Origin of the sequence: Massilia sp. Mn16-1_5, from assembly GCF_004798585.1 — a bacterium.
Classification (GTDB): domain Bacteria; phylum Pseudomonadota; class Gammaproteobacteria; order Burkholderiales; family Burkholderiaceae_D; genus Telluria.
In genome coordinates, this window is the sequence record NZ_PPXQ01000013.1 from 112,326 (window position 1) to 134,831 (window position 22,506).

At 65.3% G+C, this 22,506-nt stretch carries 18 protein-coding genes; 9 read left to right on the forward strand and 9 right to left on the reverse strand.

Annotated elements, in window-relative coordinates:
• Positions 1-10: 10 nt before the first annotated feature.
• Together C2862_RS16800 and tsaE are read right to left on the reverse strand one after the other, a co-directional pair.
• Positions 11-1,426 carry an N-acetylmuramoyl-L-alanine amidase gene (locus tag C2862_RS16800; RefSeq protein WP_136221283.1) on the reverse strand — a complete coding sequence of 472 codons (1,416 nt, stop codon included), beginning with the start codon at positions 1,424-1,426 and terminating at the stop codon, positions 11-13.
• A complete protein-coding gene (gene tsaE, locus C2862_RS16805) occupies positions 1,387-1,875 on the reverse strand; it encodes a tRNA (adenosine(37)-N6)-threonylcarbamoyltransferase complex ATPase subunit type 1 TsaE (protein ID WP_136221284.1) in 489 nt (162 codons plus the stop codon). The genes C2862_RS16800 and tsaE overlap by 40 nt, the downstream gene beginning before the upstream one ends.
• 55 nt (positions 1,876-1,930) lie before the next feature.
• Between tsaE and queG the strand changes: the two genes are divergently transcribed.
• Positions 1,931-3,013, forward strand: coding sequence for a tRNA epoxyqueuosine(34) reductase QueG (gene queG, locus C2862_RS16810; RefSeq protein WP_136221285.1), 1,083 nt, complete (start codon positions 1,931-1,933; stop codon positions 3,011-3,013).
• Here queG and C2862_RS16815 read toward each other — a convergent pair.
• From C2862_RS16815 to C2862_RS16825, 3 genes are all read right to left on the reverse strand, one after another.
• Complete coding sequence (locus C2862_RS16815; protein WP_229467475.1) at positions 3,008-3,337, reverse strand: DUF3052 family protein; 330 nt, start codon at positions 3,335-3,337, stop codon at positions 3,008-3,010. The genes queG and C2862_RS16815 overlap by 6 nt on opposite strands.
• A gap of 378 nt (positions 3,338-3,715) precedes the next feature.
• Positions 3,716-4,297 carry a response regulator transcription factor gene (locus C2862_RS16820; protein WP_136221287.1) on the reverse strand — a complete coding sequence of 194 codons (582 nt, stop codon included), beginning with the start codon at positions 4,295-4,297 and terminating at the stop codon, positions 3,716-3,718.
• Positions 4,298-4,317: 20 nt separating this feature from the next.
• Positions 4,318-6,294 carry a sensor histidine kinase gene (locus C2862_RS16825; protein ID WP_136221288.1) on the reverse strand — a complete coding sequence of 659 codons (1,977 nt, stop codon included), beginning with the start codon at positions 6,292-6,294 and terminating at the stop codon, positions 4,318-4,320.
• Positions 6,295-6,399: 105 nt separating this feature from the next.
• Between C2862_RS16825 and C2862_RS16830 the strand changes: the two genes are divergently transcribed.
• On the forward strand, positions 6,400-7,392 hold the full coding sequence (locus tag C2862_RS16830) for a TRAP transporter substrate-binding protein (protein ID WP_136221289.1): 993 nt from the start codon (positions 6,400-6,402) through the stop codon (positions 7,390-7,392).
• Positions 7,393-7,880: 488 nt separating this feature from the next.
• Here C2862_RS16830 and C2862_RS16835 read toward each other — a convergent pair whose 3' ends face one another.
• Positions 7,881-10,772, reverse strand: a complete 2,892-nt coding sequence (locus C2862_RS16835) for an EAL domain-containing protein (RefSeq protein WP_136221290.1) — start codon at positions 10,770-10,772, stop codon at positions 7,881-7,883.
• 121 nt (positions 10,773-10,893) lie between these two features.
• On the opposite strand from C2862_RS16835, the gene C2862_RS16840 reads away from it, so the two are divergent.
• From C2862_RS16840 to C2862_RS16850, 3 genes are all read left to right on the forward strand, one after another.
• Positions 10,894-11,430, forward strand: a complete 537-nt coding sequence (locus C2862_RS16840; RefSeq protein WP_136221291.1) for a methylated-DNA--[protein]-cysteine S-methyltransferase — start codon at positions 10,894-10,896, stop codon at positions 11,428-11,430.
• On the forward strand, positions 11,403-12,305 hold the full coding sequence (gene xerD / locus C2862_RS16845; RefSeq protein WP_136221292.1) for a site-specific tyrosine recombinase XerD: 903 nt from the start codon (positions 11,403-11,405) through the stop codon (positions 12,303-12,305). Before C2862_RS16840 ends, xerD begins: the two co-directional genes overlap by 28 nt.
• 74 nt (positions 12,306-12,379) lie before the next feature.
• Positions 12,380-12,580, forward strand: coding sequence for a hypothetical protein (locus tag C2862_RS16850; RefSeq protein ID WP_136221293.1), 201 nt, complete (start codon positions 12,380-12,382; stop codon positions 12,578-12,580).
• A gap of 124 nt (positions 12,581-12,704) precedes the next feature.
• Here the strand turns inward: C2862_RS16850 and C2862_RS16855 are convergent, their stop codons facing one another.
• Both C2862_RS16855 and C2862_RS16860 read right to left on the reverse strand, forming a co-directional pair.
• Entirely contained in the window at positions 12,705-15,824 is a 3,120-nt protein-coding gene (locus C2862_RS16855) for an efflux RND transporter permease subunit (RefSeq protein WP_136221294.1), read from the reverse strand.
• 4 nt (positions 15,825-15,828) lie between these two features.
• The gene (locus C2862_RS16860; RefSeq protein WP_136221295.1) at positions 15,829-17,058 is read right to left on the reverse strand and encodes an efflux RND transporter periplasmic adaptor subunit; all 1,230 of its coding nucleotides are present in this window, start codon (positions 17,056-17,058) and stop codon (positions 15,829-15,831) included.
• Positions 17,059-17,373: 315 nt separating this feature from the next.
• Here C2862_RS16860 and C2862_RS16865 point away from each other — a divergent pair, with 315 nt between their 5' ends.
• A complete protein-coding gene (locus tag C2862_RS16865; protein ID WP_229467476.1) occupies positions 17,374-19,437 on the forward strand; it encodes a bifunctional diguanylate cyclase/phosphodiesterase in 2,064 nt (687 codons plus the stop codon).
• Positions 19,438-19,535: 98 nt separating this feature from the next.
• Here C2862_RS16865 and C2862_RS16870 read toward each other — a convergent pair whose 3' ends face one another.
• Positions 19,536-20,510, reverse strand: coding sequence for an endonuclease/exonuclease/phosphatase family protein (locus C2862_RS16870; protein ID WP_136221297.1), 975 nt, complete (start codon positions 20,508-20,510; stop codon positions 19,536-19,538).
• A 38-nt stretch (positions 20,511-20,548) separates the two neighbouring features.
• Between C2862_RS16870 and C2862_RS16875 the strand changes: the two genes are divergently transcribed.
• From C2862_RS16875 to C2862_RS16885, 3 genes are all read left to right on the forward strand, one after another.
• The gene (locus C2862_RS16875; protein WP_136221298.1) at positions 20,549-21,040 is read left to right on the forward strand and encodes an aminoacyl-tRNA deacylase; all 492 of its coding nucleotides are present in this window, start codon (positions 20,549-20,551) and stop codon (positions 21,038-21,040) included.
• 70 nt (positions 21,041-21,110) lie between these two features.
• A complete protein-coding gene (gene plsY / locus C2862_RS16880; protein WP_136221299.1) occupies positions 21,111-21,731 on the forward strand; it encodes a glycerol-3-phosphate 1-O-acyltransferase PlsY in 621 nt (206 codons plus the stop codon).
• A 103-nt stretch (positions 21,732-21,834) separates the two neighbouring features.
• Positions 21,835-22,500 carry a DsbA family oxidoreductase gene (locus C2862_RS16885; protein WP_136221300.1) on the forward strand — a complete coding sequence of 222 codons (666 nt, stop codon included), beginning with the start codon at positions 21,835-21,837 and terminating at the stop codon, positions 22,498-22,500.
• Positions 22,501-22,506: the final 6 nt, after the last annotated feature.

Below are 22,506 nucleotides of genomic sequence, written 5' to 3' on the forward strand. Positions count from 1 at the left end.
CAAGCGCGCGTCAGGTCGTGCGGCTCTTCGCCATCGGCGGGTTGGCCGAGAAATAACGCTTGATGCCCTTGGTGATCGCGTTCGCCAGCTGCTCCTGGTAGTCGTCGTCCTTCAATTTGGCTTCCTCTTCGGGATTCGAAATGAAGGCCGTTTCGACCAGGATCGAGGGAATGTCCGGCGCCTTCAGTACGGCGAAACCGGCCTGCTCGACGGCCGCCTTATGCAGGCGGTTGATGCCGCCGATCTCGCCCAGCACGGCTTTACCGAGTTTCAAGCTGTCGTTGATCTGGGCCGTCGTCGACAGGTCGAACAGGACGCTCGCCAGCTGGCGGTCATGCTTGGCCAAATTCACGCCGCCGATCATGTCGGCCTTGTTCTGGTCGGTCGCGAGCCAGCGCGCGGCGGTCGAGCTGGCGCCTTTTTCGCTGAGCACGAACACCGAGGAACCGCGCGCGCGCTGCTCGATGAAGGCGTCGGCGTGGATCGAGACGAACAGGTCGGCCTGCACCTTCCTCGCCTTTTCCACGCGCGTGCCGAGGGGGACGAAATAGTCGCCGTCGCGCGTGAGCATGACGCGGGTGTTGGGCAGCGCTTCCAGGCGCGCTTTGAGCTTCTTGGCCACCGCCAGCACGATGTCCTTCTCGCGGGTACCGGTGGCGCCGATCGCGCCCGGGTCTTCGCCGCCGTGGCCTGGGTCGAGGGCAATGGTCACCATGCGCACCACGTTGTTGGCGGGGAGCGGCGGTTTCGTCGCGGGCTTGCCGGGTGCGGGCGTTGGGCTTGGTTGCGTCGCGCGCGGCGCCGCGTTGCCGCTCATGGCGGCGATCTCCGCTTCCAGGCGCGCGACCGGATCGGGCGCGACCGGCTGCGCAGGCGGCACCGGCACGGCCGGCACCGCGGTCGGGGTGCCGTCGCCCGGCGACCACTCTCCCTTTTCGATCAGGGCCGCGATCGGATCGGCTTCGCGCACCGGATACAGGTCGAAGATCAGGCGGTGCTTGTACTCGGCCACCGGGGCCAGTGTAAACACCTGCGGCTTGACTTCTTCCTTCAGGTCGAACACGAGACGCACCACGTTCGGGCGGTTCTGGCCGACGCGCACCTGCATGATGTAGGGGTCGTTCGACTCGATCTTCGCCACCAGGCTTTTCAGGGTCTCGTTCAGGGCCAGGCCGTCGATGTCGACCACCAGGCGCGGCGGATCGGCCAACAGGAAGTGCTCGGCCTTCAGGTTGCTGTCGTTTTCCAGCGTGACGCGCGTGTAGTCGTCGGCCGGCCAGACGCGCACGGCCAGGATCTGCGCGGCGAGTGCAGGCAGCGGGGCGATCACCGACAGCAGCAGGGTGCCGCCGGCTTTCAGGATGGTACGGCGACGCGCGGGGGATTTCAGCGGGGCGGCGGGGCGAAGGAGAGGCGGTCGAGACATAGCAGGCCCTGTGGAGACAACGCCTGCAATTCTACAGCACGACCGGCGCCGCTGACATCGAGCAACACCCGGACGTCGGGTGAGGGCAACACCGGCTCTCCCTTTTCCGGCCATTCGACGATGCAGACATTGCTGCCGTCGAAGTCTTCGCGAAAGCCCGCGTCGAGGAATTCTTCGGGGCTGGACATGCGGTACAGGTCGTAGTGGATGATGTTCAGCGGCCGGCCATCGAGCTGCACCCGATAGGGTTCCGACAAGGTATAGGTCGGGCTTTTTACGGTTCCCCTGTGGCCCGCCGCCTGGATCAGGGCGCGCGTGAGCGCCGTCTTGCCGGCGCCGAGGTCGCCGTGCAGGTAGATGACCAGGCCCGGCACGAGGGCGCGCGCCAGGGCGGCGCCGAGGGCGATGGTCGCCGATTCGTCCGGCAGGTAGGCTGTGAAGTGCTGCATCAATTAAAATGGTGTGTTTGGCGGCGCAGATCTGCCGCGACTGTTTTCAAACCGAATGTCCATCGAATCCCCCGACCTCGAGAACCTTTCCCGCGCCATCAAGGCCTGGGGCCGCGAACTCGGCTTTGCCGACGTGCGCATTGCCGATGTGGATCTCGCGCACGCCGAGGAGGGCCTGCGCGCCTGGCTGGCGGCGGGGCACCACGGCGAGATGGATTATATGGCAAGCCACGGCATGAAGCGCGCCCGGCCGGCGGAGCTGGTGCCGGGCACGGTGCGCGCCATCGTCGCGCGCATGGATTACCTGCCTCTGCAGGAGGGCTGGCGCGAGCGCGAATTGGCGCGCCAGCTGGAACCCGGCGCGGCGGTGGTGTCGATGTATGCGCGGGGCCGCGATTACCACAAGGTGCTGCGCAACCGCCTGGCCCAGCTGGCCGAGCGCGTGAAAGCCGAAATCGGAGAATATGGCTACCGGGTGTTCACGGATTCGGCGCCGGTGATGGAATTGCCGCTGGCGGAAAAGGCGGGCCTGGGCTGGCGCGGCAAGCATACGCTGCTGCTGTCGCGCGAAGCCGGTTCGACTTTCTTCATCGGCGAGATCCTGGTCGACCTGCCTTTGCCGGTCGATGCGCCGACCAGCCCTCACTGCGGTGCCTGCAGCAATTGCATCGATCTGTGCCCGACCGGCGCCATTCTCGGCCCCGGCCGCCTCGATGCGCGGCGCTGCATTTCCTACCTGACGATCGAACTGAAGGGCAGCATCCCGGTCGAGCTGCGTCCGCTGATCGGCAACCGCATTTATGGCTGCGACGATTGCCAACTCGCTTGTCCGTGGAACAAGTTTGCGCAGCGGGCAATTGTGCCGGATTTCGACGAGCGTAACGGATTGGGTGACGCCGGCATGCTGGAACTGTTCGCGTGGGAAGAAGAGGAATTCAATCGCCGCCTGGAAGGCAGTCCGATCCGGCGTATCGGCCACGAGCGTTGGCTGCGCAACCTGGCGGTCGGACTGGGCAATGCCGCGGACAAGCGCCGCGGCGATCCGCTTATCGTGGCGGCATTGCAGGCGCGCGCAGAGCACCCGTCCGCGTTGGTGCGCGAACATGTTGAGTGGGCGCTGCAGCAACACGCATCATAGTTCGATACGCTTGGCCCGCATGGCCGACCAGTCGCCATCGATCGAGATCATCGCCACGGCTGTGATACCGTTTTCCTTCAGATAAGCGTTGATTGAGTCGCGATTGATATCAGTGGCTTTGGAGGCCGTCTGCTTCAGGTAGGCGATCCAGAGCGAGCCCTTGTCGCCCAGGCGTTCCTTGGCTTGCGGCAGGTATTGTTCGAGGTCCTTGCGGTTCATGCAGAACATCATGATCACGTCGAAGGGGCCATCGCCTTCCTTGATCAGTTCCTGTGGAAGCTGGGCCACGACGGTCGGGTGCACGCCGCCGTTCATGATCTGCATGGATTTCGCGTTGCGCAAAAACATCCTGTCTGCAACTGTCTTTTCGTTCATCTGCTTTCCCTAAAGAAGTTGGCATCGCCGGCGCGCGCACGGCGACGCAGTCGGATTGATTTTACAAGCGATCGGGAAAACGGGACGGTGTTCGGCACGTCCTGTGCGCGGGGCTTTGTGACCGGAAGTTTTCAGCGATGTGGGGCTGTCGCCAGTGGAGCTAGTGGCCGGTTTGATCCGCGCGGGCATGCCCGCCCTACGGGATACGTTAACTGATCCGGGTTTGCATGCGCTCGCTGCTGGCGGTGACCGTAGGGCGGGCATGCCCGCGCGGATCGTGTACACCCGATTCCGTCACAGGCAACAGCCCCACGACCCTCGAACGGCTTACTTCAACAAACCCGCCAGCTCGACCGCGGTCTTGACCTGCATCTTGTCGAAGATATGCGCGCGATGGACTTCGACCGTGCGCATGCTGATGCCGAGTTCGTCCGCGACGACCTTGTTCATCTTGCCGGCCAGGATCAGGTCGAGCACTTCGCGTTCGCGCGCCGACAGGGTCGCCAGACGCGCCTGCACCTGGGCCGCGCTGGCGGCATTGCGGGCCGCGGCCAGGGCCTGGTCGACGCGGTCCATCAGCTGGTTGTCGTTGAAGGGTTTTTCGAAGAAGTCGAAGGCGCCGCGCTTGAGCGAATCGACCGCCATCGGCACGTCGCCGTGGCCGGTAAGGAAGATCACGGGCATGCGCGCCAGCCAGCCGCGGCTGATGATCTGGTCGAACACGGCGATGCCGTTCATGTCGGGCATGCGCACGTCCAGCAGCACGCAGTCTCCAGCCTCGTCGGGCGCGCCGACGCTGTCGAGGAATTCCTGGCCGCCGGCATAGCCGCGCACCGCCAGGCCGCGCGATTGCGCCAGCCAGGCGAGGGCGTCACGGATCACGTCTTCGTCGTCGACGATATGCAGCATGAAGGTCTCCTAATCTGGCGCTATTGTAGCTCGGCGGGCCGGGGCAGGCTGAAGGTAAAGATCGTGCCGCCGCCCGGGTTCGGCGCGTGGGTCAGCGTGCCGCCGTGGAACTCGACCGCCGTGCGGCAGATCGACAAGCCCATGCCCATGCCTTCGGCCTTGGTCGAGAAGAAGGGAGAAAACAGGCGTTCGGCGACGTCGGGCGCGATGCCGTGGCCGCGGTCGATCACCGAGACCGAGACCTGCGTCGCATCCGCGCTGGCTGCGATGCGCAGGATGCGCTGGGCGGGCGATACCTCGGCCATCGCCTCGATGCCGTTGCGCGTCAGGTTCAGCAGCACCTGTTCGAGCATCACGCGGTCGGCCAGCACCGGCGGCAAGGCGGCAGGCAGGTCGATCTGCAGCGCCACGTAGGATTTACGGGCCTGCAGTTCGATCAGCGCGCGTACGCCCTCGACCACGCTGTGGATGCTCACGGTTTCGCGCTGCGGCTCGCTCTTCTTGACGAACTCGTGCACGCTCTTGATGATCTGGCCCGCGCGCTGGGCCTGCTGGCGCGCCTGTTCCAATGCGCGCCGCAGCAAAGTAGGCTCGATCGCCACGCCCTTGTCGGCGCGCTCGAGCACGTTCAGGGCGCCGGCCGTATAGCTGGAAATCGCTGCCAGCGGCTGGTTCAGCTCGTGCGCCAGCATCGAGGAGATCTCGCCCATGGTCGCCAGGCGCGCGCTCGCTTCCAGCTTTTCCTGCTGCTGGCGATTCAGTTCCTCGGCCTGCTTGCGGTCGGTGATGTCGAGGATGGAACTCATCCAGCCGGTCTGCGCGCCACGGCTGTCCCTAAGGGGCGCCTCGAACACCAGCACCGGCACCCGCACGCCGTCCGAGCGCTGGAACACGGTTTCGAACTGGGGCGTGATCGTGCCGGCCAGCACGCCGGCAAAACGTTCCTCGTATTCGCCGCGCGCTTCCGGCGCCCAGTAGGGCATCGGCGGCTTCTTGCCGACCAATTCTTCCGGCGGCAAGCCGACGATCTCGCAAAAGGCCTTGTTGACATAGGTGACCCGGCCTTCGAGGTCGCGCGCGCGCAGGCCCGTCATGAGGGAGTTTTCCATGGCCGTGCGAAACGCCATCTGCTGGCGCAGCGCGCTTTCTGCCGCCAGGGTGCGCGAGATGTGGCGCCACAGGGTCAGCAGGCTGAGCAGCAATCCGAGTGCCAGCACGATCACCGAGCCCACGAGCAGGTTCGGCAGCAGGCGCGGTGCGCCCTTGACGCTGTCGGTGGCCAGCACGATCGAGGCGCCCGGCAAGTCGAGGGCGCGGCGATGGGTGTAGACGCCGCGGCCCGGACCGCCGTCGGCGCGCGCGGCGACCGGCTGGTCGTTGCGGTCGAGCAGGGACAGGGCATTGTCCTGGGCGAACCACCAGGGCACGGTTTCGTTGAGCAGCGTCTTCAAGCTGTAGGTGGCCACCAGGCTGCCCGCGTAGGTGCCGTTGCGGTACAGGGGCAGGTAGTAGTCGACCAACCCCGGCAGGTGCAGGCTGGCGCCATACGGTTCGGTATAGCGCCCGGCGCGCATCAGGCGTGCCATCTCCTCGGTTTCGTCCAGGCCCGGCGCCGGACCGGCCGGGTCGATGCCCTGGTGCGCCAGCACCTCGCCGCGCGGTCCCTGCCACAGCACGCGGCGCAGCTCGGGACCGTTCTTGAAGAGCTGTTGCAGGCGCGCCTGCAGCACGGCGGGCGCGGGCGGATTGGCGACCAGGTCGGCACCGAGGGTGGCCAGTGCTTCCTCGCTGCGCGCCAGCTCGAAACGCAGCGTTTGCTCGACCCATAAGGTATCGGCAATCAATTGCTCCTGGCGTTCATTGCTTTCCATCTGGCGCGCCTGCCAGGGCAGCCAGAACAGCACGGCGAGGAAGAGCAGCACCAGCAGGACCGGCACCAGCCAGCGCCAGGGGCGGGCCAGGCTGGCGCGGCGGCGCAGCGAAAACGGGTTTTTCATGAATGGTGGAAGGTTTTCTTGTGCGATGCTATTGTGAACGGCTGACGCAGCGACGCAACTGCACACAAAGCGACAGGTGCACTTATTTCATATGTTGAATCGAGCATGACCATCAAATTCCTGGCCGCCGCACTGGCTTTCTTCGTTTCCCTCAACAGCGCCTGGGCCCAAGCCCCGATCGTCATCAAATTCAGCCACGTGGTCGCGCCCGACACCCCGAAAGGGCAGGCCGCCGAACGCTTCAAACTGCTCGCCGAACAGTTCACGCGCGGCCGCGTCAAGGTGGAAGTGTATCCGAATAGCCAGCTCTACAAGGACAAGGAGGAGCTCGAAGCCCTGCAGCTGGGCGCGGTCCAGATGCTGGCGCCGTCGCTGGCGAAGTTCGGCCCGCTCGGCGTGAAGGAATTCGAAGCCTTCGACCTGCCCTATATCTTTCCCTCGAAGGCGGCGCTGTACGCCGTCACCGAAGGCCCGATCGGGCGCGAGCTGCTGCGCAAACTGCAGTCGAAGGGCCTCACCGGCCTGGCCTACTGGGACAACGGTTTCAAGGTCATGTCGGCCAACCGCCCGCTGCACGTGCCGGCGGACTTCCGCGGCCTGCGCATGCGCATCCAGTCCTCGACCGTACTCGACGCCCAGATGCGCGCACTCGGCGCCCGGCCCCAGGTGATGGCCTTTTCCGAAGCCTACCAGGCCCTCGAGACGGGCCTGGTCGACGGCACCGAGAATCCGCCCTCGAACATGTACACCCAGCGCATGCACCTGGTGCAGAAACACCTGACGGTGTCGAACCACGGTTACCTCGGCTACGCGGTGATCGTCAACCGCAAGTTCTGGGACGGCCTGCCGGGCGACGTGCGCGCTGCCCTGGAACGGGCCATGCGCGACGCCACGGCCTTCGAGAAGACGATTGCCCAGCGCGACAACGACCGCGCCCTGGAGGCGATCCGCCAGGCGCGCAAGACCACGATCTATTACCTGACGCCGCAGGAGCAGGCGCAGTGGCGCGCCGCGCTGCTGCCGGTGCACCGCCAGATGGAGCGCCGCATCGGCAAGGATCTGCTCGACGCGATCGCGCGCGAGACCGCCAAAAAATAATGACGCAGCGGTCAGTAATGCAGGCTTGCCGTATTGACGATGTGGCTGGCTGGCCTCGCTTATGTCCGGTATTTGAAAACCGTATATAAAAAACTATTCTTCGTTGGCACAGTTGCGTTATGATTGGGCGCAGCGGCACCAAAGCGGTGCAGGCGACCCGGACATACGTCTTGGGGAGGGCCAGAAAAAGTCGGTAGTCCATACCGGAGATCATGAGAGGAGACACACGTTCGACAGAAGCCGTTGGTACTGCCAAACGGCCGGGACGTGCCTGATGATTGAAGCGCACCCAAGGGTGCGCTTTTTTTTCGCCTGGATCTATCGTTGACGTCTTTTTGTCACGGAACGCTTGTGCACGTAGGGTGGGCATGCCCACGCGGATACATCGCATGAGCAAACGCGATAGGGAGGTTGGACGAAATGCGTGCCGAACGAGTGTTTTCGACCGTTGGGGTGTGCACCGGCACGTACGCGTGGGCATGCCCACCCTACGCGGCTAATTCTTCCAGCGTCCTTGCATCCACCGGCCGGCTGAACAGGTAACCCTGCCAGTGGTCGCACCCAATCCCCGCCAGGAAGGTCCGCTGCGCCTCCGTCTCGACCCCTTCGGCGATGATGCTCAGGCCCAGCGACTTGCCCAGCGCGACCACACTGCGCGCGATCGAGGCGTCGTTCGGGTCGTCCAGCACGTCGCGCACGAAGCTCTGGTCGATTTTCAGTTGGTCCAGCGGCAGGCGTTTCAGGTAGCTCAACGACGAATAACCGGTGCCGAAGTCGTCGAGCGAGAAGCAGATGCCGTGTTCGCGCAGGGCGCGCATCTTGCCGATGGTTTCCTCGACGCCTTCGATCATCAGGGTTTCGGTCAGTTCCAGTTTCAGGCGGGTCGGGTCGATGCCGCTCTCGCGCACGATGGCAAGGGTCTCCTCGACGAAATCGGCCTGCAGGAACTGGCGCACGCTGACGTTCACCGCCAGCGTGAAGTGCGCCGTGGCCGGCGTGGCGGCCCATAGCGCCAGCTGGGCGCAGGCGGTGCGCAGCACCCAGCGGCCGAGCGGCACGATCAGGCCGGAGGTTTCGGCAATGGCGATGAAGCCGCCCGGGCCTACCAGGCCGCGCGTTGGATGCTGCCAGCGCACCAGGGCCTCGGCCCCGGTCAGGATACCGTCGCCATCGACCTGGCCCTGGTAGTGCAGCACGAATTGCGCGTGCTGCAGGGCGGCGCGCAGTTCGGTCTCGATCTCGATGCGCGAGGTGACTTCGGTTTCCATCGATGGATGGAAGAAGCGCAGCGTGTTGCGGCCATGGCGCTTGGCTTCGTACATCGCCAGGTCGCCGCGCCGCATCAGGTCGTCGAGTCCGTCCTTCTCGCCGAGGCAGAGCGTGACGCCGATGCTGCAGCTGGCGTGGTGCTCGACGCCGCCGATGTCGAAGGGATTGCGCAGCGCGCAGAGGATTTTTTCGCCGACCGTCTCGGCATGCTGGCGCGCATCGTGCTCGTCGACGCCGCTCGATTCGAGCAGGATCACGAATTCGTCGCCGCCCAGGCGCGCCACGGTGTCGGTGTCGCGGGTACAGGCTAGCAGGCGCGCCGCCACCTGCTGCAGCAGTTGGTCCCCGACCGCATGGCCGCGGCTGTCGTTCAGGTCCTTGAAATTGTCCATATCGAGGAAGAGCAGGGCGCCGGTGCGGCCGGTGCGCCCGTGCAGGCCCAGACAGTGCTGGACGCGGTCGTGCAGCAGGCGCCGGTTCGGCAGTTTGGTGAGCGAATCGTAATAGGCCAGCTGGACGATCTTTTCGTCGGCCTGCTTGCGCTCGCTGATGTCGGACTGGGTGCACACGAAATTGGTGAGTACGCCGTCGGCATCGCGCACGGCGCTGACCGTCAGCCAGGCCGGATAGCGCTCGCCGTTATCGCGCCGCATCCAGACTTCGCCCTGCCAGGGCTGGGTCTTCTGGCGCACGCTCTGCCACATGCGCTCGCGGGCATCGTCGCCATCGGGTTCGAGCGAGAAATGCGGGAAGGCGGTGCCCGGCAGTTCGGCGGCATCGCGGCCGTAGAGTGCGGCCCAGGCCTGGTTCGCCTCGATCATCACGGCCTCCGGGCTCAGCACGCACATGCCTTCGCCCGACTGGAACACGGTGGCGGCGATGCGCAGCGATTCCTCGGCCTGCTTGCGCGGCGTGATGTCGGTGGTGATGCCGCACAGCGCGTTGACTTGCTCGCCGTCGACGAGCGGGATTTTGGTGGTCAGATACAGCTTGTCGTTCAGGCGTTCTTCCGTCACGAAGCGCTGGTGATCGCGCAACACGGCCAGGTCGCCTGCGCGCGTCATCTTCGCCTGTTCGGGGCCGAACAGGACCTCGTCGGTCTGGCCGATAATCGCCGCCGCCGGCCGGTTGAACATGCGGCAGACGGCGCCGTTCACGTACTGGAAGCGCGACTGCGCATCCTTGATGTAGATGAGGCTATCGACGCTGTCGAGGATGGTGGACAGCCTGCGCTCGCTGTCGCGCAGTTCGCGCGTGCGCGCCGCGACTTCGGTGCGCAGCCAGCTGGCCACGGCCAGTGCCGACAGCAGCAGGCCGACGGTGGCCGCCAGCACCCACAGCACGGTCTGCGGTACCGCGGCGGTCGGCCCGCCCGCCTGCCAGCGGCGCAGCAGCGTGAAGTACACCGAGTTCGGGTCGGCGCGCCAGGCGCCCAGGTGGCGGTCGATCGCGTCCAGCACGGCCGGCTGGCGTCCCGGTATCGCGGCGTAGAACAGGCGCGCCGGATTGAACACGACCGGCGTCGCGACCAGCTGCTGCGCATTGGCCTGGACTTCGCCGTAATAATGGTTGGCGGCCACGGCATCGGCCTCGCCTTCCTTCACCATCGCAAAGGCACGTTCGATCGAAACGACCGGCACCAGCACCGCCCCATAGCCGGACAGCACGCTCGGCAGCACCTGCGCCTGGACCGAGCCGCCCAGCACGGCGATGCGGCGTCCTTTCAGGTCGAGCAGGGAGCGGATCGTGTTGTTGGGGCGTGCATAGATCTGCGACCAGCTGTGCAGCACCGGCACCTGGTGGAAGGCGTAGCGCCGGGCGCGCTCCTCGGACCAGGCCATGTCGGGCAGCAGGTCGATGCGGCCGGCCTCCAGCGCGGCCAGGCAGGCCTGCCATTCGCAGGCGACGAATTCGAGCGCCCAGTGTTCGGCGCTGGCCACTTCGCGCAGCAGGTCGACCAGGATGCCGGAGGCACCACCGTCCTCGTTCATGAACACCTTCGGCGGATTCGGATAAATGCCTACCCGCAGCGGCGCCTGTGCCACGGCCCCCGCCTGGCTGAGGCAGCCGAGGAGGAAGAGCAGGGCCAGTAAGCGGTGTACGCGCGGCATGGAATGTCTCCGAAGATGTTGTCAGCATAATCTTTTTCGGATGAGCCAGCCGCCACGCAGGAACAATTTCTCAGACGAAAAAGAGGTGGTGGACGCGCCGCGCGAGGAGTAAACTGTGAATATGAGTACACAACAAGGCGCACAACAAGGCAGCGAGCTGTTTTCCGCCATCGTGGCGGCCCCGTTCGGCGCGATCGGCATCCGTACCGAAGACCAGCGGGTGCGCGAGCTCGTCTATCTCCAGCCGCGCTTCCACGAGAAGGATGCGCAGGATGCCGTGGCCGAACAGGCCGCGCAGCAGATCGAGCGCTACCTGCTCGATCCGGATTTCCGTTTTGAGCTGCCCCTGTTCGAGGCCGGCAGCGCCTTCCAGAAACGCGTGTGGGAGGCGATCAGCGCCATCCCGCGCGGCACCGTCAAAACCTACGGCAGGATTGCCAAGGACATCGGCTCGGCCCCGCGTGCGGTCGGCCAGGCCTGCGGCGCCAACTGGTTCCCGCTCGTGATTCCCTGCCACCGGGTGACCGCCGCCGGCGGCCTCGGCGGCTTTGCCAGCAGCGACGACGAGAACGGTTTCCACCTGTCCGTCAAGCGCTGGCTGCTGCGCCACGAAGGCGCCACCGCATCGCCATGGCAGCAGCAGGCGATCTGGGACTGATCGACGAGTTCTGCGACACGCTCTGGCTCGAGCAGGGCCTGGCGAAGAACTCGCTCGACGCCTACCGGCGCGACATGCGCATGTTCCTCGACTGGCTGGACGCGAAGCGGCCGGGACGCGGCCTGCTCGGCGCCGGTCCACAGGATCTGGCCAGCTATTTCGCCGAACGCCATCCCGACACCAAGCCGAGTACGGCGAACCGCCGCCTGTCGGTCCTGAAACGTTTTTATGCGCTGGCGCTGCGCAAGAACCAGGTCAGCGAAGATCCGTGCCTGAAAATGGCCACGGCGCGCCAGCCTGTGCGTTTCGTCCACACGCTCTCGGAAGCCCAGGTCGAGGCTTTGTTGGCGGCGCCCGACGTTTCCACGCCGCTCGGCCTGCGCGAGCGCACGATGCTCGAACTGATGTACGCGAGCGGCTTGCGGGTGTCGGAACTGGTGGCCCTGAAAGTGGTCGAACTGAGCTTGAACGACGGCGTGCTGCGCATCACGGGTAAAGGAGCGAAGACGCGCCTGGTCCCTTTCGGCGGCGAGGCCCGCAGCTGGCTCGAACGTTACTTGAAAGATGCGCGCGGCATCATCCTGAACGGACAGGTCGACGACGCCCTGTTCGTCACCAGCCGCGGCGGACCGATGACGCGCCAGATGTTCTGGGTCGTCATTAAAAAACATGCGCTCAAGGCCGGTATCCGCGCGCCGCTGTCGCCGCACACCTTGCGTCACGCGTTTGCCACCCATTTGCTCAACCATGGTGCCGATTTACGTGTCGTACAACTCCTGCTGGGGCACTCGGACATTTCCACCACACAAATCTACACCCATGTTGCGCGCGAGCGTCTGAAACACTTGCACGCACAGCACCACCCACGGGGTTAATTCAAAACCCGCGAGCGTATCTGGCGCATAATAGTCCGGTACTACCACATCCTTTCAGCGCACAAGAGGTGATCATGGCCAAAACCAACTTCCAATACGAGAAGCGGCAACGGGAACTGGAAAAGAAGCGCAAGGCAGAGGAAAAAGCCAAGCGCAAAGCAGAAGCGAAGAATCATCCGGCTGGGGCGGGGGATGAGATGATGGCGGCGGGATCGGAGGGGATCGATGCCGAGGCCGAGCAGAATGCGGATGCGCAGGAGACGCAGACGCCGTAACAATAGGTTTTAAATACGATAATGCGCCGCACGTGTTTTGCTTCGAAAGAAGCTAACACTGCGGCGCATTCACGCGCGGGCATGCCCGCCCTACGCCCTTCGACAAGCGGCGCAGTGATGTCGCTTACGCAGATTCCTTCGCAATCACCGGCACGACATCCACAATCTCTTCGTGCCCCTTGGCGAACCACTTACGTGCGCGCTTGCCGATATTGTCGAGGTAGGTGTACGCCACCGGCACCACGACCAGGGTCAGCAAGGTCGAGGTAATCACCCCGCCGATCACCGCGCGGCCCATCGGGGCCTGGGTTTCGCCGCCGTCGCCGGCGCCGATCGCCATCGGCAGCATGCCGAAGATCATCGCAAGCGTCGTCATCAGGATCGGACGCAGGCGCACTTGCCCCGCTTCGAGGATGGCCGCGAACTGGGCCTTGCCTTCGCGCTGGCCGTGGTTCGCAAAATCGACCAGCAGGATCGCATTCTTGGTCACCAGGCCCATCAGCATCACGACGCCGATCACCGAGAACACGTTCAGCGTAGAACCCGTCGCCAGCAGGGCCAGCAGCACGCCGATGAGCGACATCGGCAGCGACATCATGATCGCGATCGGCTGCAGGAAGCTGCCGAACTGCGAGGCCAGCACCAGGTAGATGAAGATGATCGCGATCACGATCGCCGAGCCGAAGTTGGCCATGGTTTCCGCCATCTGCTGGGCGTCGCCGCCGACGTCGAAGCGCACGCCTTCCGGCAGTTCGATGGAATCCATCGCCTTCTTGATGTCGGCATTCACGTCGCCCGACGGACGGCCATCGATGCCGGCGTAGATCGCCACGCGGCGTTCCAGCGCCTGGCGCTTGAGCACCTGCGGGCTGAACGAGGGCACGAAGTCGACCACCTGGCGTAGCGGCACCATGATCGGATTGCCGCTAGCATCCAGGCGCGAGGACGCCAGCGACAGGTCGGCCAGGTCCGCCACCTTCTGGCGGCCGCTGCGCGGCAGCTGCACGTTGACTTCATAGTTCTGGCCGTCCGGGGCCAGCCAGTGGCTGATCTGGTCGCCGCCCACGAAGGGACGCAGCGCCGCGCCGACCTGCGCCACCGACAAGCCCAGGTCGCTGGCCAGCTCGTTGTTGATCTTGATGATGGTGGCGGGATTGGCGCCTTCCTGGCTGTACTCGAGGTCGGCCACGCCTTTGATCGTACGCATCTTGTCCATCAGTTTGTGCGCGGCGGCGTCCAGCTTCGCTTCGTCGCGGCCGAGAATCGCGATGAAGATCGGCTTGTTACCGACCGACATCGTGATGCCGGCGATCGAGGACAGGCGTTCGCGGATCACCGATTCCATCGTCTCCTGCGAACGGCGGTGGGTCTTCTTCACGTCGGTCAGCTTCAGGACCACCTGGGCGCTGTTGTGGCCTTCGTAGACGCCGATGGCGCTGCTGATCGCCTCGATTTCCGGATAGGCGCGCAGCGCGTCTTCGACTTGTTTCACCTTGCCGTCGGTATAGGCCAGGCTCGATCCTACCGGGGTTTTAAAGCGCATCTCGATGAAGCCGTTGTCGGTCTTCGGCGCGAACTCGCCGCCGATCATCGGGATCAGGAACAGGCTGCCGACAAAGATGCCCAGCGCCAGCGCCAGCGTCGATTTCCTCCAGCGCAGGGCCAGCGCCAGCACGCGGCCATACAGCACGTGCACGTGCTCGATGCCGACTTCGATCTTCGCCATGACGCGGCCCAGCCAGGGCACGTACTTGAAGCGGTCCTTGACCGGATCCGGCCAGACCGACGAGAGCATCGGGTCGAGCGTAAAGGAGACGAACAGCGACACCAGCACGGCCACCGCGACGGTGACGCCGAACTGCAGGAAGAAGCGGCCGATGATGCCGTCCATGAAGGCGATCGGCACGAACACGGCGACGATCGCGAAGGTGGTCGCCATCACGGCCAGGCCGATCTCGTTGGTGCCTTCTTCGGCCGCGCGCAGGTGGCTCTTGCCCATGCCGAGGTGGCGCACGATGTTTTCGCGCACGACAATGGCATCGTCGATCAGGAGGCCAATGCACAGCGACAGCGCCATCAGGGTCAGGAAGTTCAGGGTGAAGCCGAAGTAGCGCATCGCGATGAAGGAAGCCAGCACCGAGATCGGCAGGGTGAGGCCGGTGATGACCGTGCTGCGCCAGGAATGCAGGAACAGGAACACGATCACCATGGTCAGGATGGCGCCTTCGACGATGGTGCGCTTGACGTTGTCGAGCTGGTGCTGGACGGTCGTGGACTGGTCGTCCATCACGCGGAACTTCACGTCGGACGGCATGGTCTTGCGCATTTCTTCCACCATCTTGATGATGCCGGTGCCGACCTGCACGGTGTTCGCATCCTGCACCTTGGTGATGTCGAGCGAGATGGCGCGCACGCCGTTGACGCGCGAGATCGAAGTCTCTTCGCGCTCGCCGTCGACCACGTCGGCCACCTGCGACAGGTAGACCGGCCCGCTGGCGCGGCGCGCCACGATGATGTTGTTGAACTCGCGCGCCTCGCGCATCTTGCCTTCGACCCGCACCAGGCGCTCGGCCGCGCCGTACTGCAGGTTGCCGGCCGGGAGATTGGTGTTGGTGGCCTGGATCGCGCGCAGCACCTCGTCGATGCCGATGTTCTGGCTGCGCAGCTGCTCGGGCTTCACGTGCACCAGGATCTGGCGCGTCGCCATGCCGCCGGTGCGCACTTCACCGACGCCCGCCACGCTCTGCAGGCGTTTCACGATCACCTGTTCCGCCAGGGTCGAGAGGGCGCGCATGTCGCGTTCGTTCGAGGTGACGGACAGGCGCACCACCGGCTGCGCGTTCTCGCCGTCGGCGCGGATGATGAAGGGCTCCTTGGCCTCCTTCGGGAAGCCCGGACGCACGCGCGCCACCTTGTCGCGCAGGTCCTGCATCGCCTTGTCCATGTTGGTGGAGATGTGGAACTCGATCGAGACGCCGCTGCGGCCTTCCCAGGAATTGCTGCGGATGTTCTTGATGCCGCTGACGGTGTTGATGACTTCTTCCATCGGCCGCGTGATGTCGTTCTCGACCTGTTCCGGCGAGGCGCCCGGATACTGCGTCTCGACCCAGGCAAACGGCAGCTCGACGTTCGGCATGCTTTCCACGCCCAGCGAACGGTAGGAGAACAGGCCGAGCACCATCAGGCCGACCATGACCATGGTGGCGAAGACCGGGTGGCGAATACTGACTTTGGTGATCCACATGATGTCAGTCCTTCTTCGCCAGGGTAACCTGTGATTGCGCAGGCGCAGCCGGCTTGTTCAGCTTCACGGCGCTGCCCGGCTTGACGCCGTCGAGCGGCACCGCCAGCAGCACGGCGCCGGCCTGCACGCCCTCCGTGACTTCGGCCAGGCCCTCGTCTTCGCTCTTCATGCCCAGCCGGACCGGCTGCGCCACCACCTTGCCGCTGTCGACGCGGTAGACGACGTCGCGCGTGCCATCCTTGCGCAGGGCCGCGAGCGGCACGATCGGACGCGCGTCCGACTTGTCTGTAGTAATGGAGCCCTTCGCGAACATGCCGGCGCGCAGGCTGCTGTCGTCGTTGGCCACGCTGATATACACCAGCATCGAACGCGAGCCGGCTTCGGTAGCCGGATTGATGCGCGCCACCTTGCCCTGGAAATCGCGGCCGTTGAAACCGTCGACCTTGAAGCGCACGTCCTGGCCCACCTGCACGCGCGGGATGTCGGAAGCCGGCACCTGGGCGTCGAGCGTCAGGTGCTGCAGGTCGACGATGGCCATCACCGGGCTGTCCGGCGACAGTTTTTCGCCGGCCTGCACGTAGCGCTTGCTGACCACGCCGCTGAGCGGCGCGCGGATGAGCGTGTCGTTCAGCGCGATGCGCGCGAGATCGAGCTGGGCGCGCGCCGCATCCACCGCCGCCTGCGCCAGCTCGACGCTGTTGCGGGTGGTATCGAAGGAATTCTGCGAGATGTAGTTCTGCTTGAGCAGGGCCTGGCTGTTGGCTTCGTTCTTGGTCGCCATCGCCAGGCGCGCGCTGGCTTCCTTCAGCAGCGCGGCCTGCTGGGCGACCCGGGCGCGCGCGTCGGCGTCGTCCAGGCGCGCGATGACCTGGCCGGCCGCGACCTTCATGCCCTCGCGTACGCCCGTCTCGAGCACCACGCCCGACACCTTCGATTTCACCGTCGCCTGGGCCAGCGGCGCAAGCGAACCCGACAGCGGCAAGCGCAGCGCCAGTTCGCGCGACTCGACCGTGACGACGTCGTTCTGCGCCAGCTCGAAGACAGTCGGCTTGTCGGCCTTCTTGGCCGCGGCCGCGGCAGGCGGCGGCGCACTCTTGCCCTGCAGCGCGTACCAGCCGCCGCCTGCAAGTGCAATCACGGCCAGCGCGATGGCCGGCTTGCGCCAGCGGCGCCGGCTGGCAGTGGGAATGGATGCGGAAGGAGTGGAGGATAGCGGCAAGGTCTCGATTTTCATGGCGGCCGTTGTTCGAATTGTTGAGAGCATGAAGGAATAGGGGGCGCGCGTGCTCCACCTGGTCTGAGGCGGAGCTCCGTGCGCATGGTGAAGACTATAGAAATTGACAACTCAGGACGCCATCGGAATGCGACAAGCAGGGGTTTTTGGACGCTGAAGTGCAGAAAAGGAGGACAGAAGGGATGCGCTGCCGGCCCTCCGTATGCAGGCGAGATGATTTTGCGTGCGCGCAAACGGGGCGCTGCCGCCGGGGGCAAGAATGGGTCGCTTGGGAGAGCACGGTTCCACCATTTCATTCGAGAAAAGGACTATTTCGTGAGCAGCGAATTGCCCGCACCGCCGCTGTCCGCCTTGCCCGGCGGGCCGGCACGCGAAGTGCTCGACTGGCTGTACCGCTTGGTCGCGGCGATAGAGCTCAGCCCTTCCGTGGCGGTGCACAGCCAGGACCGCAATGGCGTCGTGCGCTTCTGGAACCATGCCTGTGCCGAGCTCACCGGCATCCCCGCTGCCGAGGCCATCGGCCAGCCTTTGGTCGCACTCGTCAAGCATCCGGGCCAGCAGCGAGAATTCGACGCCACCATCGATACGGTCTGGCGTACCGGCGAAGCGGTCAAGGCGCGCGAGTGGCATGTCGAGCTGCGCGACGGACGCCGCCTGTGGCTGCAGTCGAGCCATTTTCCGGTGCCGGGCGATGGCGCGACAGCGCAGGTATTCTGCATGGAGATCGACGTCACTGCGCGCAAGAAACTCGAGGAGTCCCTGCGCCAGGCCGGCCAGGTATTCGACCACGCGCGCGACGCCATCCTGCTGGTCGACCGCGAACACCGGGTGCTGGCGGCGAACCGCGCCTATACCGAACTGACCGGCTACCCGGCCGAGGAGGTGCTCGGCGTCGAACTGCCGAGCCTGCGCCTGGGCGTGCAGGACCGCGCCTTCTACGACCGCCTGCGCGACCGGCTCGACGGCCACCAGCACTGGGAGGGAGAATTGTGGAGCGTGCACCGCGAGGGCAACACGATCCCGGTGCGCGCGGCCCTGTCGCCGATCATCGATGCCGGCGGCGCCGTGACCCGCTATATGGTGATGCTGACCGACATCAGCGAGCGCCGGCGCGCCGTCGAGGAAGCGCGCCACCTGGCCGAGCACGATCCGCTGACGGGATTGCCGAACCGTATACTGTTCATGGACCGGCTGGAGCAGGCCATGGCGGCCATCACACGCCGCCAGCGCCAGTTCGCCCTGATGTTCATCGATCTCGACCATTTCAAGGCGATCAACGACAGCCGCGGCCACGAGGTCGGCGACGCCGTTCTGCAGGAGGTGGCGCACCGGCTGCGGCGCTGCGTGCGCCGGGTCGATACGGTCAGCCGGCTGGGCGGCGACGAATTCGTGGTCCTGCTGGCCGATCTCGGCGGCGTCGACCAGGCGGGGCACGTCGCGGCGACCATCCTGCAATCGGTGTCTCGTCCGATCGATACGCCGGGCGGAGCGATCAGCCTGTCGGTGTCGATCGGTATCGCGGTCTGCCCGGGCGACGGCGAAGACGAAAAGACCTTGCTGCGCCATGCCGACGTGGCGATGTACCACGCCAAGGAAAGCGGGCGCAACGCCTTCCATTTCTTCAGCCAGGAAATGAATTCGCGCGTGCTCGAGCGTGTCGCGATAGAAGAACGCCTGCGCCGGGCGCTCGACAACAAAGAGTTCGAGCTCGAATACCAGCCCGAAATCGATATCGGCAGCGGCCGTACGGTCGGCTTCGAGGCGCTGCTGCGCTGGCGTGACCCCGAGCGGGGACTCCTGAAGCCGGATGCCTTCATCGACGCCGCCGAGGAATCCGGTCTGATCGTGCCGATCGGCCTATGGGTGCTGCGCGAAGCCTGCCAGCAGGGACGGCGCTGGCGCGATGCCGGGTTTCCGGTAATGGTGGCCGTGAACCTGTCGAACGCCCAGTTCAGCCACGGCGACCTGCCCGGCTACGTCGACGAAGCCTTGGGCGCATCCGGCCTGGCGCCCGAATTCCTCGAGCTCGAGATCACCGAAAAAACCATCATGAACGGCAACGCGGCCACGCTCGAGGCCCTGCGCGCACGCGGCGTGAAGCTGACCATCGACGATTTTGGCACCGGCTTTTCCAGCCTGTCCAGCCTGCGCCGCTTTCCGCTCTCGAAACTCAAGATCGACCGCAGCTTTATCGGCGACATTGCGAACGAGCCGGAGGCGGCGGCCATGATCCCGGCCATCATCGCGCTGGCGCGCAGCCTCAAACTACGGGTGGTCGCGGAAGGGGTGGAGACGGCCGAGCAGCTGCACTACCTGCAGCAGCATGGCTGCGACGAATACCAGGGGTTTTATGCGGGGACGGCAACCGGTGCGGCGTAGGGCGGGCATGCCCGCGCGTGAAGCTGGCATCGTGTTGGCGGGGTCTTTCCCCAAACGAAGCCAACATAACGCAACGTTTACGCGCGGGCATGCCCGCCCTACAGCCCCGCCTCCATAAGCCCGTGGCCCTCGTCGTAGAGACGGATCCGCGCCAACACCTGGCCGTGGTCCGAAGCTTCCGCCAGTTCCAGGTCGAGGTGATCGTTCAGGTACAGCACGTCGACCACTTCGCCGACCGCGTTCGGCAGCGCGCCATTGAATTCTTCCGAGACCAGGATGTGGTCGATGGTCGAGTAGTGGCCCTCGTGCACGCTGGAAAAGCCGAGGTGGCGCGCATGGTCGACGCGGCGCTGCACCTGGCTGGCGTCGTACAGGCGATCGCCCAGCGGCGTGCCGGCCCCGAGCACGATGCTAGTGGTGACGGAGTCGGCCACGTCGTTGAAGTCGCCCAGCAGCACGCGCGGGCGGCGGTTGGCGCGGCCCATTTCGGTCATCAATACACGCAGCGCGGCCGCCTCGGTGCCGCGCCGGATCAGCGAGCGCAGGCAGGCGAGGGCATACAGGGCCGGATCTTCCCCGGTGTCGCCGGTGCGGTAGTCGGGACGGCGCGACTTCAGGTGCACCACCACCACGTCGACCAGCAGGTCGGGCGTGACGGTGATGACCGCATGCAGCGGTGCGCGGGTGAAGCGGGCGGCGTCGCGGCTGCCCACCGGCATTTCGATGCCGTGCGGGAACTCGACCATTTGCCGCGCCGGCGCCGCCAGCGGCAGGCGCGACACCAGGGCCACGCTCGGCGTCAGGCGGATCGCGGCCGGGTCCGGATCGAAGCCGAGGTGGAAGGCGTCGCGGTAGCGCTTTGTCCGGGCCAATACTTCCTTCAGCGTTGCTTGCGAGAAGATTTCCTGGAAACCGATCACGTCGGCATCGAGCAGGTCGAGCTGGTGCGCCGTCCAGTTCAGCTTGGCTTCGTATTCGGCGGGCGTCGTGGGCAGCAGGTTGTCGTACAGCTTCACACCCGGGGGCGCCAGGTTGCATACGTTGAAGGTGGCAAAGCGTATTTCTTGCTGCATAATAGAAACCCTTTATTCCAGTGTTTAGCGTATCACGCATGGCCAAGAAAGAGCACGTGTCAGAGACACCCGCCACCGGCTTCCTGCGCAAGCATGCGGTCGATTTCAGCGAGCATCCCTACGCCTACGAGGAACATGGCGGCACCGCGGTCTCCTCGCGCGCCCTGGGCGTGCCCGAGCACGAGGTGGTCAAGACCCTGGTGATGCAGGACGAGGCGGCCCGCCCGCTGATCGTGCTCATGCATGGCGACTGCAAGGTCTCCACGAAAAACCTGGCGCGCGCGATCGGTTGCAAGTCGGTCGAACCCTGCAAGCCCGAGGTGGCCCAGCGCCATTCGGGCTACCTGGTCGGCGGCACGTCTCCCTTCGGCACGCGCAAGGCGATGCCGGTCTACGTCGAGGAATCGATCCTGGGGCTGGACAAGATCTACATCAACGGCGGGCGGCGCGGCTACCTGGTCGGCATCGCCCCCGGTGTGCTGGTCGACGTTCTGGGCGCCAAGCCGGTCCAGTGCGCCCTGGCGGACTGACTACCGCTGAGCTCGGGGCTGGTGTATATTCACGAGCCCGCCAGAGGGTCATGAGAAAGACACACATTAAATGAACACCCTGATCGCCACCGTCGCCGCCTACCTGATCGGCTCCATTTCCTTCGCCGTCGTGATGAGCCGCCTGTTCGGCCTGTCCGATCCGCGCACCTATGGCTCGAAAAACCCGGGCGCGACCAATGTGTTGCGCAGCGGCAGCAAGAAGGCCGCGATCGCGACCCTGATCGGCGACGGCGCCAAGGGCTGGCTGGCGGTCTTCCTCGCGGTGAAACTGGGTCCCCAATACGGCATCGACGACGCCGGCATCGCCCTGGTGGCGATCGCCGTTTTTCTCGGCCACCTGTGGCCGGTCTTCTTCCGTTTCGTCGGCGGCAAGGGTGTGGCCACGGCGCTGGGCGTGCTGCTCGGCCTGAACGTCTGGCTGGGTCTCGCGACCCTGGTCACCTGGCTGGTCGTGGCGTACGCCTTCCGCTACTCCTCGCTGGCCGCCCTGATCGCGGCCGTGTTCGCGCCCTTCTACTATGGCCTGCTGTTCGGCGTGGACGAGATCCTGTTCGCCGTCGTCGCCATGAGCGCACTGCTGCTGTGGCGCCACAGCACCAACATCGGCAACCTCATCGCCGGCAAGGAATCGCGCATCGGCAGCAAGGCCGCCGGCGCAAAGAAGAAATAAACATCGACGCAACAATCTCTGTTGATTCCCTCGCAAGCATCCCCACATACCTGTTCACGCCGGCGCACAGTGCGCCGGCATCCAGACAGGAAGGCGGTGTAGCGTGAGCAAGCAATTGAGGATTGATTTCGTGTCGGACGTATCGTGCCCCTGGTGCGCGATCGGCCTCAAGTCACTGGAGCAGGCACTGGAGCGGGTCGCGCCCGACGTCACCGCCGAGCTGCATTTCCAGCCTTTCGAACTCAATCCCGACATGGGCCCCGAAGGCCAGGACATCGTCGAGCACATCACCGAAAAATACGGTGCGCCGCTCGAGCAGCAGATCCAGTCGCGCGAACAGATTCGCCAGCGCGGCGAAGCGGTCGGCTTCACCTTCGACATGGCGCGCCGCGGCCGCATCTACAACACCTTCGATGCCCACCGCCTGCTGCACTGGGCCGAGGAGCAGGGCCGCCAGCATGCGCTGAAGCTGGCGCTGTTCGAAGCATACTTTACCCATTGCGAAGACCCGAGCTCGCGCGAGCTGCTGGTGCGCGTGGCCGGCCAGGTCGGCCTCGACACGACCGAAGCGGCGCGCATCCTGGAGAGCGGCGAATATGCCGACGAAGTGCGCGAGACGGAGCTGTTCTTCCAGCGCGCCGGCATCCGCTCGGTGCCGGCGATCGTCATCAACCAGCGTCACCTGATCTCGGGCGGCCAGCCTCCCGAGGTGTTCGAGCGCGCGCTGCGCGAGATCGCGGCGCAGGCGGACGCGCCGGTCGGTTCGTAATTTTCG